Source organism: Microbulbifer thermotolerans, assembly GCF_900112305.1.
GTDB classification, from domain to species: domain Bacteria; phylum Pseudomonadota; class Gammaproteobacteria; order Pseudomonadales; family Cellvibrionaceae; genus Microbulbifer; species Microbulbifer thermotolerans.
Genome location: NZ_FOKT01000001.1, coordinates 456,255 through 470,595, shown reverse-complemented (window position 1 = coordinate 470,595; position 14,341 = coordinate 456,255). Strand labels below are relative to the sequence as shown.

The following is a 14,341-nucleotide window of genomic DNA, read 5'->3' as shown; positions in this document are numbered from 1 at the left end:
GTTTTTGTACTGTAGAGCCTATTCCCACTCAATCGTCGCCGGCGGCTTGCTCGACACGTCGTAGACCACGCGGGAAATATGCTCTATCTCGTTGATGATGCGATTGGAAACCTTTTCGATCAACTCGTACGGCAGGTGCGCCCAACGCGCGGTCATAAAGTCCACGGTTTCCACCGCCCGCAAAGCCACAACATACTCGTAGCGGCGGCCGTCACCCACCACACCCACGGACTTCACCGGCAGGAAGACCGCAAAGGCCTGGCTGGTTTTGTGATACCAATCCGCCTTGTGTAGCTCCTCAATAAAAATAGCATCCGCTTCGCGCAGAATGTCCGCGTATTCCTTTTTCACTTCACCGAGAATCCGCACACCTAGTCCCGGGCCGGGGAATGGGTGCCGATAGACCATGTCGTAAGGCAGGCCAAGCTCCAAGCCGATTTTACGCACCTCGTCTTTGAACAGTTCGCGCAGAGGTTCCACCAGTTCGAACTGCATGTCCTCCGGCAACCCGCCCACATTGTGGTGAGACTTGATCACATGGGCCTTGCCGGTTTTGGCTGCCGCCGACTCGATCACATCCGGATAAATGGTGCCCTGAGCCAGGAATTTCACATCCTCGAGTTTGGCCGCCTCCTGGTCAAACACCTCGATGAAAGTGTTGCCGATAATTTTGCGCTTGGCCTCCGGATCAATCACTCCGGCGAGACGCGACAGAAATTGGGATTCGGCATCGGCACGGATCACCCGCACCCCCATATTGTCGGCAAACATTTGCATCACTTGATCGCCTTCGTCCTTGCGCAGCAAGCCGTTGTCCACGAAAACGCAAGTGAGCTGATCTCCGATCGCCTTGTGCAGCAGCGCCGCCACGACGGAGCTGTCGACACCGCCGGACAACCCCAGTAATACCTTGCCGCTGCCCACCTGTTCGCGCACCTTGGCGATGGAGTCTTCGATAATGTTGGCCGGTGTCCACAGGCGTTCGCAACCGCACAGTTCGATGACGAAATGCTCGTAGATGCGCATACCCTGCAGCGTGTGCGTAACTTCCGGGTGAAACTGCACACCGTAGAAATTTTTCTCTGCGCAGTACATACCGGCAATGGGACAGGACTCGGTGGAAGCCATCAGCTCGAAGCCCTCGGGCATACTCACCACCTTGTCACCGTGACTCATCCAAACGTCCAGCAGCGCATTGCCGTTGTCGTCCACGTGATCCTTGATATCGTGCAGCAGCTTTGACGCGCCCTCGACTTTTACCTGCGCGTAGCCGAATTCACGGATATCGCTGCCCTGCACCTCGCCGCCCAGCTGATGCGCCATTGTCTGCATGCCATAGCAAATACCGAGAACCGGCACCCCCAGTTGGAATACCACTTCCGGTGCCCGCGGCGATCCCGCCTCCACCACCGATTCGGGACCGCCGGCAAGAATAATCCCCTGCGGGTTGTATGCGCGGATCTCCTCTTCACTCATATCGAAAGCGCGGATCTCGGAGAAAACCCCCAGCTCGCGTACGCGGCGGGCAATCAACTGAGTGTACTGAGATCCAAAATCCAGGATCAGTATGCGGCTGGCGTGGATATCTTGGCTCATGGCTTATCCAAATTTGGCGAATAGTGTTCCTAAATTACAAACGGACCCGGCGGGTCCGTTTGCGAGTGAATATCCGGTTTTACTTTACCGAAGCGACCGGGGCCACTGCGGCGGCGCGTTCCGGGAATTAGCGACCACCCACCGGGTAGTTGGGGGCCTCCTTGGTGATCTGCACATCGTGCACGTGGGACTCGCCCATACCCGCGGAGGTTACGCGCACAAACTCGGGCCTGGTGCGCATGGTCTCGATATCCACGCTACCGGTGTAGCCCATAGCCGCGCGCAGTCCTCCCATCATCTGATGCACGATGACCGATAGCGGCCCTTTGTAGGGTACCCGCCCTTCGATACCTTCCGGCACCAGTTTCTCTGCCCCCTTGCTGGCATCCTGGAAGTAGCGGTCGGAAGATCCCTGGGTGCGGGACATGGCTCCCAGACTGCCCATACCGCGGTAGGACTTGTAGGTACGGCCCTGATAGAGTTCCACCTCGCCCGGCGCCTCTTCGGTACCGGCGAACATGGAGCCCATCATCACCGAGTGGGCACCGGCCACTATGGCTTTGGCAATATCGCCGGAATAGCGAATGCCGCCGTCGGCAATCAGCGGTATATCCGTGCCGGCCAGGGCCTGGGCCACTTCTGAGATAGCGGTGATCTGAGGTACGCCTATGCCGGTCACTATGCGAGTGGTACAGATGGAGCCGGGGCCGATACCCACCTTGACGGCATCCGCACCGGCTTCAACCAGTGCCCGCGCAGCCTCGGCAGTAGCGATATTACCGCCGACAACATCTACCTGCGGATGCATCTCTTTAATGCGGCGCACCCGCTCAATCACATTGCGGGAATGGCCGTGGGCGGTATCCACCACCAATACGTCAACACCGGCCTCGACCAGAGCCGCCACACGGTCATCGGTGTCCGGGCTGGTGCCCACGGATGCGCCGACGCGCAGGCGGCCATCCCCGTCCTTGCAGGAATTCGGGTACTGCTCCGCCTTATTGAAATCCTTGACGGTAATCAGGCCGCGCAGTTCGAAATTATCGTTGACCACAAGCACCTTCTCGATACGGTGCTTGTGCAACAACTCGCGAACCTGTTCCGGCGCGGCACCTTCCGGTGCCGTCACCAGCCGCTCCCGCGAGGTCATAATGCTGGCAACGGTAGCATCCAGATCCGTCTGAAAGCGCACATCGCGGCTGGTGACGATACCAACCAGGTTGCCCTTCTCCATCACCGGCACACCGGAAATATTGTGGTGAGAGGTGAGTGCAATCAGATCCCGTACCGTGGCATCGGACTCGATAGTAATCGGGTCCTTGACCACACCGGCCTCGAACTTCTTCACCGCGCGCACTGCCAGCGCTTGGTCCTCGATGGTCATACTCTTGTGAATAATGCCGATACCGCCTTCCTGCGCCAACGCAATCGCCAGACGGGACTCGGTGACCGTATCCATAGCGGCGGACACAACGGGAATATTCAAAGAGATATTGCGGGAAAGTTTAGTCTTGAGACTTACATCTTTTGCCGTTACCTCGGAGTAACCGGGCACCAGCAGGACATCATCAAAAGTGAGAGCTTCGCGCGCGATGCGCAGGCCGGATTCAGACATGGACACTCAAACCTCGAAAGAGCGGGATTGGGTATCGGAGCGATTATACCCGCAAGTGCGCCGCCAGCAAAAGACTATTTTTCACTCCGCCGGACAAATGTGGCTTTACCTCAAGCGGCGATGCTGCAATATTGGCCCGCCAAATCCACCATCCAGAGACCGATATGCCAGATAACTCTGCCATCGCCAAGCGCAGTGTTCTTTCCGTCAGCGACCTGAACCGGGAGATCAAGCAGCTGTTGGAAGGAACAGTGCCTCTGCTTTGGGTGAGCGGGGAGATCTCCAACTTCGCCGCGCCCAGTTCCGGCCACTGGTATTTCACCCTCAAAGACGCCCGCGCCCAAGTGCGCTGCGCCATGTTCCGGGGCCGCAACCGCAATGTGGCCTTCCGCCCTGAAAACGGCCGCGAGGTACTGGTCCGGGCCAGGGCCGGCCTCTACGAGGGCCGGGGCGAGTTTCAGCTGATCGTTGAACATATGGAAGAAGCGGGGTTCGGCGCTCTGATGCGCCGACTGGAACAGCTGAAGGCCAGGCTGCAGGCAGAGGGGCTTTTTGCGCTCTCGCGCAAAAAAAGTCTGCCACGACTGCCGGGCAATATCGGTATCGTTACTTCCCCCACCGGCGCGGCGGTGCGGGATATGATTCAAGTGCTCGGGCGGCGCTTTCCCGCCGCCGAAATCGAAATTTGGCCAGTGCAGGTACAGGGGGCGGGCGCGGCGCAACAGATTGCCGACGCCATAACAAAAGCCAGCCGCAGCGGGCGCCACGACCTGCTTATTGTCGGGCGCGGCGGCGGCTCTCTGGAGGATCTCTGGCCCTTTAATGAGGAGGTAGTCGCACGCGCGCTCGCCGCCTGCGATATCCCAACCATCTCCGCTGTCGGCCACGAAACGGATACCACAATTGCCGACCTGGTCGCAGACCTGCGCGCCCCCACCCCCTCCGCCGCGGCGGAAATCGCAAGCCGCCATGCCACTGAACTACTGCAAACACTGCAAAATCAACGGCAGCGCCTTATCCGCGCGGCCCAATCGCAACTGCGCCACATGCGCCAACAATTGCAGATTACCAGCGCGCGCCTGCGCCATCCCCGCGAGCAACTGCAGAACCGCACACAGCGGCTGGACCATCTGGAAATGCGTCTACACGCGGCTTGCCGCCAACAGCTGCAGTCGCGCCGTGAGGAACTGCGCGCGGCACTGCGCGCCTTTGCCCACTGCCACCCTGAACGCAGCCTGCAACTGGGGCGGGAAAGACTGTCGGCGACGGCACAAAAACTGCAGCGGGCAGTGCAACTCACATTGCGTCAGCGCCGCGAACTGCTCAGCCACAGGGCACAACTCTTGCACAATGTCAGTCCGCTCGCTGTGCTGCAAAGGGGCTATGCCATTGTGCAGGACGACACCGGACGCGTAATAAAAAGCAGCTGTCAGTTGCACCCTGGCCAGTCGCTGCGGGTCCGGCTGGCCGAGGGACACTTCTCCGCGACCGTGAAAGAAACAGAGGGCTGATCCCCCCTTTTGGGCGACTGAGCGCTGCCCACACTAGAATTCCCGCGTAGATGGCTGACGGAGCGATCTATGCCGAGCCGTTGCAGTGCTTTATCTTCATCTTCCCTCGTTGCCGCACTGGTGGTCATTTCCGCGGTTTTCCTGCTTTTGGTCACCTCCTGCGGGAAAGAGGAAGGCAGAGCAGAAAAAACCGAGCGCGCCGCGGAGCAAACGGTGGAGACTGAAGATCGCCTGGAAAAAGTGCCTCTGCCTGAGAAAGCCGAACAACCGCCTATCGACAATTACATCGAGACCGGCGACCTCAAGGCCATTAAAAAGCGCGGCACCATCCGCTTCGTAAACCTCACCGGGGCCTCGGAAGATATGCTGCCGAGGGCGCACATCGTCACACTGCGCCACTTCGATCTCGCCAACAAGCTGGCGGAAAAACTCAAGCTGGAACCAGTTTGGCTGCGCGCGCGCACACCGCCCGAAGCCATTGAAATGGTGCGCACCGGCCGCGCCGATATAGTGGCCTACGACCTGACGGACACGGAGGCGCGGCGCGAACTGATCGACTTCACTATTCCCATTATGGACGCCCAGCAAATACTGGTCACCGGAAGAAACGGACCGGACATCAGCAGTGTTCAAAAACTGCGTGATGTAGAGCTCGTCGTCCAGCCCGGTTCCATCTTTGAAGATACCGCCAAGCGCCTGATCGCAGAAAACCCCGATGCCAACCTGACGATCCGGGAGGTCAGCGACTACATCGATAAAGACAAATTTTTGGATCTACTCAACGCACGGAAAAACCGGGTTGCCATTCTCTATAACTATATCGCCGAGGATATGCGCAGTTACCGGGACGATATACGCATGGGTGGGGATGTGGGGGAAAAGGAAATCGTCGCCTGGGGAATGCGCAAAGGCTCAAGAAATCTACTGGTCAGAGTCGACAACTTCCTTACCCGCAATCTAGTCAGCGAACAAGAAGCACGGACCGGAGACTGGAAACAAATCAAAAAATCCGGTCTGATCCGACTTCTGACCTACAACGGACCCACTTCCTATTTTTTATGGAAGGGGGTGCTAATGGGATTCGACTACGACCTGGCCAAAGCCTTCGCCGATAAGCACAAACTGCAATTGCAGGTTGTTGTTGTTCCCTACAACGAAAACCTGGCCGACTGGCTCAAGGCGGGCCGCGGTGACTTTGCCGGCGCCTCCACCACCATTACCGAAGCGCGGGAAAAAGAAGGCGTAAAATTCACAGTTTCCTATATGGAAACCCCGGAACAGGTGGTGAGCAACAAGGACAAACCCCCAATTGCGAAAGTCCAGGATCTGGCCGGGCGTACACTTACCTTACGCGCCTTCTCTCCATTTATCGACACAGCGCGGACAATCCGCGACAGTGGTATTGATGTGGACATCCAAGTTGCCCCGCCCGGTATTTCGCAGTCGGAAATATTCAATATGATTTCAGACGGCTTGCTGGATGCCTCTGTCGCGGACAGCGACGCAGTTAAAATCGAAGCTTCACTACAGCCAAACCTGATCACCGGAACCCTGCTGGGCGACCCTAAACCGCAAGGCTGGATGGTGTTACCCGAAAACAGAGAATTACTGAAAAGGTTGAACAGTTTTCTAAAAAAATATCGAAAAACCAAGCAATACGAAAAGCAGTTCGCAGCCTATTTCGAACCCAATAAGCGTTTCACTCAAAGGGTCAAAGCACGCATTATTCCGGGTCAGGACCTCTCTCCCTTTGACAGTCTGGTGAAAAACTTCTCCATCGACTACGACTTCGATTGGCGTCTGGTCGTCGCACAAATGTGGCAGGAGAGCAATTTCAACCCCAATGCAGTGTCCCCCGTTGGGGCCCAGGGCCTGATGCAGCTGATGCCGGCTACGGCGGAGGAAATGGGATTTCCACCGCCGGTGTTTGAGCCCGACCGCAATATTAACGCCGGGGTGAAATATCTCGACTGGGTACGCAGCAGATTCAGTCCAAAGCTCTCAGCGGTCAACAGGCTGTGGTTCACCCTGGCTTCCTATAACGCCGGATATGGCCACCTCCTGGATGCCCAGCGTTTGGCCGAGGAGCTCGGCCTGGACCCCAATGTATGGTTCGGCAATGTGGAAGTTGCGATGCTGAAACTGTCAGAGCCCCAATACTTCAGCAAAGCCCGCTACGGTTACGTGCGCGGCGCCGAGCCCGTGCAGTATGTACGCAATATCAGCAATCTCTACCGAGCCTATGCAGCAGTGGCCAGCGGAGAGATCAGCGTACGCCCGCCACTCAGAAAAAATGCAAGGGAAGACATAGCTGAATCCCGCGGGCGAAGCGGTGGTTCCGCCGCAAAGGAAAAGAAGAATCAGATACCTCTGATTGATTCACGTAAGCGCTGAAGCTGGTTTCGAGGCACTCAGGCAGTGGAACCGGCAATTCGAGAACACAAGAGCATGTGCCCGCCGCTCCCGCCCTTTTATTCGGCGATTTCGAAATGCCCAGCGGTCGCCCGAGCTTCTCACCTGGCAGCATAGTATTGTTACCGCCTCGAAGCCGGTTGACCGCAGTTTTTTTAAAGTGTCAATACAATTTTCCCGACATGAGCGCCGGATTCCATCAGCCGGTGCGCCTCCGCGGCTTCCGGCAGCGGAAAGGTGGCGTAAACCTGGGGACGGATCTTTCCCTTCTCGATCAGTGGCCAAACTTTCTCTTCCAATGCTTGAGCTATCGCGGCCTTTTCTTCCGCGCTGCGGGGGCGCAATGTAGAACCGGTGAGGATCAGGCGCTTGAGCATCACCGGCAACATGTTTACCTGCACCTTAGCTCCCTGCAGATAAGCGATATTGACGATGCGCCCGTCCATTGCAGCGGCCTTCATGTTGCGCGCAATATAGTCGCCTCCAACCATATCCAAAATGACATCGGCACCGCGCTCATCCGTCGCCGCGCGCACCACTTCCACAAAATCCTCGGCCCTGTAATTGATTGCTCTTTCCGCCCCCAGCGACTCGCAGGCGCGGCACTTGTCGTCGGACCCGGCAGTGGCAAAAACCCTTGCGCCGAATTGACTCGCCAGCTGAATGGCCGTAGTGCCTATGCCGGAAGAACCGCCGTGCACCAGGAACACCTCCCCGGCTTGCAGCCGGCCGCGGTCGAATACATTGCTCCATACGGTAAAAAACGTCTCCGGCAATGCCGCCGCCTCAACCGGGGACAGCCCCTGGGGCACAGGCAGGCACTGGCCAGCGGGCACTGTGACATAATCGGCATAACCCCCGCCGTTGGTAAGCGCGCAAACCCGGTCACCCACATGCCAGCGCGCAGCCCCCTCGCCGACAGCGACCACCTCTCCCGCCACCTCCAGCCCCGGAATCGGTGAGGCTCCGGGCGGCGGTGGATACAGTCCTTTGCGTTGAACAATATCCGGGCGATTGACGCCGGCGGCAGCGACCTTGATTAGCACTTCGCCGGCAGCCGGCCGCGGCTTCTCGCCCTCGGACAACTGCAACACTTCCGGACCGCCGTATTCCGGCAAGTCAATAAAACGCATGCCTTTCTCCCTATAAAAATCGCGGCCAAGGCCGCGATTGAAATCTTTTGGCGGGCAACGGTGTATCACAACTCGACACCCAAAACCCGCCCTTTGTTCAGCGAAGTAAAACCGGCCCCCAGGCCACCCAGAATTGCCAGCGCTTGGGGGTTATTGCCCTTGTCCGCTAGCTTTTTTACCGAGCGGCGTCAGGCGGAATCTCTGTGATTGGCTAGGGAGACAGCCTCTCGGCCGCCCACTGATCACCGTCTTCACGGCGGTATATGAAGCGGTCGTGCAGGCGGTTGGCGCCACCCTGCCAAAACTCCATTGCATCCGGCTGCACCCGATAACCGCCCCAGAAGTCCGGCAGCGGAATTTCCCCTTCACCGTACTTCTCCTTCTCAGCCTGGAATTGCTGCTCCAGCACCGCTCGGGACTCCAGTGGCTCGCTCTGGCGGGAAGCCCGGGCCGCCAACTGGCTGTCACGCGGACGGGTGTGGAAATACGCCAGAGCTTCTTCCCGAGACAGTGCCTCAGCGCGCCCATAAACAATTACCTGGCGTTCCAGCGAGTGCCAGGGGAAGAGCAGAGATACCTTTGGATTGGCGGAGATATCCCGCGCCTTATGGCTCTGGAGGTTGGTGTAAAAAACAAAGCCCCGCTCATCGAACCCCTTTAAAAGCACGATCCGCTGGGAAGGCTGGCCACTGGCATCCGCGGTGGCCAGGCACATGGCGCTGGGGTCGGTCAGGCCCGCCTCCACCGCTTCACTCAGCCACTGGCGAAACTGCTCCACCGGGCTCGACTTCAGATCCTTGCGGCGCAAACCGCCGCGCAGATAGTCCCGGCGCCACTGATCAATTTCCATGCTCTACATCCTTATCTTGTTCAAGGGGCAAGTGTACTCACTCCGCCGCTTTTTCCCAATCTTCCGCCCTTGCGCAAATTTCCTTTCATAACACCGGATATTTCTCAATTTTCCTGCGATATCCCGCCCCGACGCGCAGAGTCTGCAGGCGCTTGCACCGCTCAACACCCGCCGCTAGGCTCCATGCGGTTTTGAATGAACAAGGAAATTCGCAATGCCCTCTGCGCCCACCTGTGCTCAAGTACTGATGCGTCTGCTGCGGGAATACCGAGTGGAGAAAGTGTTCGGTATTCCCGGCGTACACACCATCGAGCTGTACCGCGGTCTACCGGGCAGCGGCCTGCAGCACATCACCCCGCGCCACGAACAGGGCGCCGCGTTTATGGCCGACGGCTACGCCCGCGCCAGCGGTCGGCCCGGCGTCTGCTTTCTGATCACGGGCCCGGGGCTGACCAACGCCGCTACCGCCATGGCTCAGGCCTACTCGGATTCTGTGCCGATGCTGGTTATCTCCGCAGTCAACCGGCGCGAGGATCTGGGCCTGGGCGGAGGGCGCCTGCACGAACTGCCGCGCCAGAGTGATGTCAGTCGCGGCCTGTGCATCTGGCAACACACTCTGACTCACGCGGAACAGCTGCCGGAGGTGATCGCCCGCGCCTTTCTTTTGCTCACTTCCAGCCGCCCGGGGCCAGTGCATATTGAGATACCCATCGATCTCTTCCCTGCCCCCATGCCCGGTCAGCTGGATGACTACCGCGCCTGCCCGGGGGCCCAGCCTGCGGCGGCAAGTGCAAAAGCCGTGGCGACCGCTGCCGGTTGGCTGCAGGAGGCCAAGCGCCCGGCGATACTGCTCGGCGGCGGTGCCCAGGAGGCCGGCCTTGAAGCGGCGGCAATTTCGGAAAAGTTGGGCGCCCCGGTCTTCCTGTCTCTGGCCGCCAAGGGGGTTGTCGATGAGCGGCACCCGCTGTGTGGCGGTGCCAACCTGAGCTTCCGCTGCGCCCGCGAGCGTGTGGAAAGCGCCGATGTCGTGCTGGCGGTGGGCACGGAACTGGCGGAAACGGACCGCAACCTGGTGCGGGAAAACTACGCCTTTAGAGGCAAGCTGATCCGCGTGGACAGAGACCCGGCACAACTGACGTGCAACGCCAGTCCCGATCTGGCCATCTGTGCCGACGCGCGCGAAACTCTGGAGCAGCTCAACGGCGCGCTGCAACCGCGCAGTGATGCCGCCCGCGAGGCGGCGGCAGCGGAAGTCGCGCAGATTTTGCGGGATTGCCGCGCCGAGTGGTGGCCGGGCTCGGAAGCGCGTTTTCCCTGGGTGGAGGCACTGCGGGCCGCCCTGCCGGAAGACGGCGTACTGGTGACCGATTCCACCCAACTGGCTTACAACACCAACCACGCCCTGCCGCTTTACCATCCGCGCAGCCACATTACCTGCACGACGGGCTATGGCACGCTGGGCTTTGCCCTGCCAGCCGCCATCGGCGCCAAGTTGGCGAGCGGCAGAGAAGTGCTCGCGCTGATTGGCGATGGCGGCCTGATGTTCACCCTGGGGGAATTGGCGGTAGCGGTGGAGCAGCGGCTATCGTTGCCGATACTGGTATGGAACAATGCCGGCTACGGGGAAATCCGAGACTTTATGGATGCCGCCGAAGTCCCCCGCGAAGGGGTGGAACTGCGCACACCAGACTTCGTTGCCCTGGCGCGCGCCTTCGGCGCTGAGGGATGCCGTATCCACCGCCCGGATCAACTGGCAGACGCCGTTGCCGAGGCTCGCGCCAGAAACACACCGACACTGATCGAAATCGCCGTTGCCTGAACGGTATTTACAGCGAATAAAGATCGCAAGTAAGGAAATCGCTTCCGATGCTTGCCCTCAACAGAGATTGACCATGACCGATTTCTACAAGCTAAAAACCGACAAGCTGTTTATCGACGGAAGTTGGCAGGACTCCCGGAGCGGAGTGCTGCATCCAGTCATAAACCCGGCCAACGAAGCGGTGATCTGCGAGGTGGTGCAGGGCTCCGCGGAGGATGTAGACCATGCGGTGGCTGCTGCCCGCGCGGCTTTCAGGCGCTGGCGCAATACCAGTGCCGTCGACCGCACCGAGTTGTTGAATGCCATAGCCGATGGCATGGAGCGGCGTAAGGAAGACCTGATCCAAGCGGTGTCGCAAGCGCTCGGCTGCCCCGCCCATATCTGCAAATGGCTGCATGTAGAAGGGCCCATCTACGCTATGCGCTATTACGCCCAGCACACCGACATCCTGGACAAAACCGAAAAGGCGGGCCACTCACTGGTGATGCGCGAGCCGATCGGTGTCTGCGGCTTTATCACCCCCTGGAACTATCCGCTGCACCAGTTCGTGGGCAAAGTGGCCCCCGCTCTGGCCGCCGGCTGTACCATGATCTGTAAACCCTCTGAGATTACACCGCTGCAGGACTACGTGATGGCGGAAATCATCGAGTCCGCAGGCCTGCCGCCGGGCGTGTTCAATCTGGTGCCTGGGGCCGGCCCTGTCGTCGGCGCCGCTCTGTCGGCCCACCCGGATATCGACATGGTGTCTTTCACCGGATCAACCCGTGCCGGCATAGAAGTCGCCAAAGCCGCCGCCCCAACGGTCAAGCGCGTCACTCAGGAGCTGGGGGGCAAATCGCCGCTGATCATCACCGCGGATGCAGATCTCGAAGCGGCGGTGCGCTGGGGCTGTGAGGATGTCTTTATCAACAGCGGGCAAACCTGCACCGCTCTGACCCGCATGCTGATCCCGGCGGAGCACTACGACGCGGCGGTGGCAATCGCGAAAAATGTCGCCGAAGGTGTCACCCTGGGCACCGGGCCGGACGCCTTTATGGGTCCCCTGTCATCCGCGCGCCAGCGGGACATAGTGCGCGGCTATATCGAAAAGGGGCTTGCCGAAGGCGCGCGCCTAGTCACCGGCGGCGCGGAGCCACCGGTGCAGTTCGAGCAGGGCTTCTACGTCAAGCCCACAGTGTTTGCCGACGTCAACAACGAGATGACCATCGCCCGCGAAGAAATTTTCGGGCCGGTCATCTGCCTGATTCCCTACGGAGATATGGAAGAGGCCATACGCATCGCCAACGACACCGACTACGGGCTCTCCAGCGGTGTCTGGGCCAAGGACCCGGAGAGCGCACTGCCCATCGCGCGCCGATTGGAGGCCGGCCTCTGCTTTGTCAATGGCGGTGAGTTCAATTACGACGCGCCTTTCGGCGGCTACAAGCGCTCCGGCAATGGGCGCGAATTCGGCCAGGCCGGCCTCGACGAGTTTATCGAACTGAAATCCGTGCAGCTGCCGGCATAATCTTCCGCACCGCCGCCCTATGGCGGCGGTGCGGTTGACGCTCCATTCCCGCGCCGCTATCTTTGCTCCCCGACATCCAGAGAGTGGCTGACGCCAACGCCAACCTGCCGACCGGGGCAAGGTGGTTTGCTCCCCTTCGATCCACAAGAGCACGAAGGGGGCGATGGGGCTCTAAGCGAGCAATCCAACCGGAAAAGCGAATTTACAAGCGCCGCTTCCACGTCAGCCCTCCAAGCCGTTTTATTTGGAGGGATCATGTCCGAATTGAGCAAATCCAGTACAGACGTTATCGAAATCGAAATAGCCAATCAGCGTCGTCGCACGGCCGTACGCGCTGTGAGACGAACCGATCGGCAACTATTGTGGCAACTACTGTTCGACAGCGCGGAAGAAGCCTTACAATTCGCCATCAATTGCCGCGCCAGCGAGCAGCCGGTTACAGCCCACAAGGCCTGTGAACTGGCGGGATAGAGTGGCAGGCGCCTTGCGCTTGGCCCAGCCTACAATGACTCATTGATAAGGTGGGCAAAACACAGGTAGAACACGGCTACCCGCGTCTCTACTTATTTGTCCTGTGCCACAAGCACCAGACAGGAGCTAACAACAAAACCATGTCCAAGCGAGAGCAATTCTTCCAGCATCTGCGAGACGAGCTGCAACAGATAGAGGCAGACGGTCTCTACAAACGCGAGCGCATCATCACTTCCCAGCAGTCCGCGCAGATCCAGGTCAACAACGACACCGAAGTACTTAACTTCTGCGCCAACAATTACCTGGGCCTGGCCAACCATCCAGAGCTGATCCAGGCGGCCAAAGACGGTCTCGATCAATACGGTTTCGGCATGGCCTCGGTGCGTTTTATCTGCGGCACCCAGGATATCCACAAGGCGCTGGAATCGCGCCTGTCGGAATTTCTTCACACCGAAGACACCATTCTCTACACCTCCTGTTTCGATGCCAATGGCGGATTATTCGAGACCCTGCTGGGGCCTGAGGACGCCATTATCTCCGACGCGCTAAACCACGCCTCTATCATCGACGGCGTGCGTCTGTGCAAGGCAAAACGCTACCGCTACGCCAACAACGACATGGCGGATCTCGAAGCGCGTCTGAAGGAAGCCGACGCCGCAGGTGCCAGAATCAAACTCATCGCCACCGACGGCGTCTTTTCCATGGACGGCGTTATCGCTGATCTGAAATCCATCTGCGATCTGGCAGACAGGTACGACGCTCTGGTTATGGTGGACGACTCCCACGCAGTGGGTTTTCTCGGCGAGCACGGCCGCGGCACCCACGAATACTGCAATGTGATCGACCGGATCGACATCATCACCGGCACCCTGGGCAAGGCTTTGGGCGGTGCGTCCGGCGGCTACACTTCCGGACGCAAGGAAATTATCGAGTTACTGCGCCAGCGCTCTCGCCCCTATCTCTTCTCCAATTCCGTGGCACCGGCAATTGTCACCGCGTCTCTGAGAGTGCTGGACATGCTGATGGAAGGCGGCGAGCTGCGCGACAAACTGCGCGAAAACTCCGCTTACTTCCGCCGCCGTATGACCGAAGCCGGTTTTACCCTGGCAGGAGCTGATCACCCGATCATCCCGGTTATGATCGGCAACGCCGCCCTGGCACAGAAGATGGCCGACAAAATGCTCGAACGGGGAATCTATGTGATCGGCTTCTTCTACCCGGTAGTCCCCAAGGGACAAGCTCGTATCCGCACCCAGATGTCCGCCGCCCACACCAGAGAGCAGCTTGACCGGTGTATCGACGCATTCGTGGAAGTGGGCAAAGAGCTGAAAATCATCTGATCCAACACCGGTTGCGGCCACACGACTCCGGCACTGCTCCCCCCGCGGCAGCAGTGCTCGGCCGCGATTGAATCCCAACCCCTAGCG

At 59.3% G+C, this 14,341-nt stretch carries 10 protein-coding genes and 1 riboswitch; of the genes, 6 read left to right on the top strand and 4 right to left on the bottom strand.

The features are described from left to right. Window positions 1–18: 18 nt before the first annotated feature. On the bottom strand, window positions 19–1,596 hold the full coding sequence (guaA, locus tag BM155_RS02000; protein WP_074900795.1) for a glutamine-hydrolyzing GMP synthase: 1,578 nt from the start codon (window positions 1,594–1,596) through the stop codon (window positions 19–21). A 127-nt stretch (window positions 1,597–1,723) separates the two neighbouring features. Further along, window positions 1,724–3,211, bottom strand: coding sequence for an IMP dehydrogenase (gene guaB, locus BM155_RS01995; RefSeq protein WP_067152538.1), 1,488 nt, complete (start codon window positions 3,209–3,211; stop codon window positions 1,724–1,726). Between the two features lie 164 nt (window positions 3,212–3,375). Between guaB and xseA the strand changes: the two genes are divergently transcribed. Then, the gene (gene xseA, locus BM155_RS01990) at window positions 3,376–4,722 is read left to right on the top strand and encodes an exodeoxyribonuclease VII large subunit (RefSeq protein WP_074900793.1); all 1,347 of its coding nucleotides are present in this window, start codon (window positions 3,376–3,378) and stop codon (window positions 4,720–4,722) included. Window positions 4,723–4,791: 69 nt separating this feature from the next. Beyond that, window positions 4,792–7,116 (top strand): MltF family protein, encoded by a 2,325-nt coding sequence (locus BM155_RS01985; RefSeq protein ID WP_074900791.1) that lies wholly within the window; start codon window positions 4,792–4,794, stop codon window positions 7,114–7,116. A gap of 173 nt (window positions 7,117–7,289) precedes the next feature. Here the strand turns inward: BM155_RS01985 and BM155_RS01980 are convergent, their stop codons facing one another. Both BM155_RS01980 and pdxH read right to left on the bottom strand, forming a co-directional pair. Further along, on the bottom strand, window positions 7,290–8,267 hold the full coding sequence (locus tag BM155_RS01980; protein ID WP_074900789.1) for an NAD(P)H-quinone oxidoreductase: 978 nt from the start codon (window positions 8,265–8,267) through the stop codon (window positions 7,290–7,292). A 211-nt stretch (window positions 8,268–8,478) separates the two neighbouring features. Next, window positions 8,479–9,117 carry a pyridoxamine 5'-phosphate oxidase gene (gene pdxH / locus BM155_RS01975; RefSeq protein WP_067152530.1) on the bottom strand — a complete coding sequence of 213 codons (639 nt, stop codon included), beginning with the start codon at window positions 9,115–9,117 and terminating at the stop codon, window positions 8,479–8,481. A gap of 214 nt (window positions 9,118–9,331) precedes the next feature. Here pdxH and BM155_RS01970 point away from each other — a divergent pair, with 214 nt between their 5' ends. The 4 genes from BM155_RS01970 (at window position 9,332) to BM155_RS01955 (ending at window position 14,254) form a co-directional block, all read left to right on the top strand. Beyond that, window positions 9,332–10,936: a 5-guanidino-2-oxopentanoate decarboxylase gene (locus BM155_RS01970; protein ID WP_074900788.1), complete on the top strand. Its 1,605-nt coding sequence runs from the start codon at window positions 9,332–9,334 to the stop codon at window positions 10,934–10,936. A gap of 73 nt (window positions 10,937–11,009) precedes the next feature. Further along, window positions 11,010–12,443, top strand: a complete 1,434-nt coding sequence (locus BM155_RS01965; RefSeq protein WP_067152525.1) for an aldehyde dehydrogenase family protein — start codon at window positions 11,010–11,012, stop codon at window positions 12,441–12,443. 67 nt (window positions 12,444–12,510) lie between these two features. Beyond that, a riboswitch (SAM-I-IV-variant riboswitch) is annotated at window positions 12,511–12,640 on the top strand. 58 nt (window positions 12,641–12,698) lie between these two features. Next, complete coding sequence (locus BM155_RS01960) at window positions 12,699–12,914, top strand: hypothetical protein (protein ID WP_067152523.1); 216 nt, start codon at window positions 12,699–12,701, stop codon at window positions 12,912–12,914. Window positions 12,915–13,054: 140 nt separating this feature from the next. Next, entirely contained in the window at window positions 13,055–14,254 is a 1,200-nt protein-coding gene (locus tag BM155_RS01955; RefSeq protein ID WP_074900786.1) for a glycine C-acetyltransferase, read from the top strand. Window positions 14,255–14,341 lie beyond the last annotated feature (87 nt).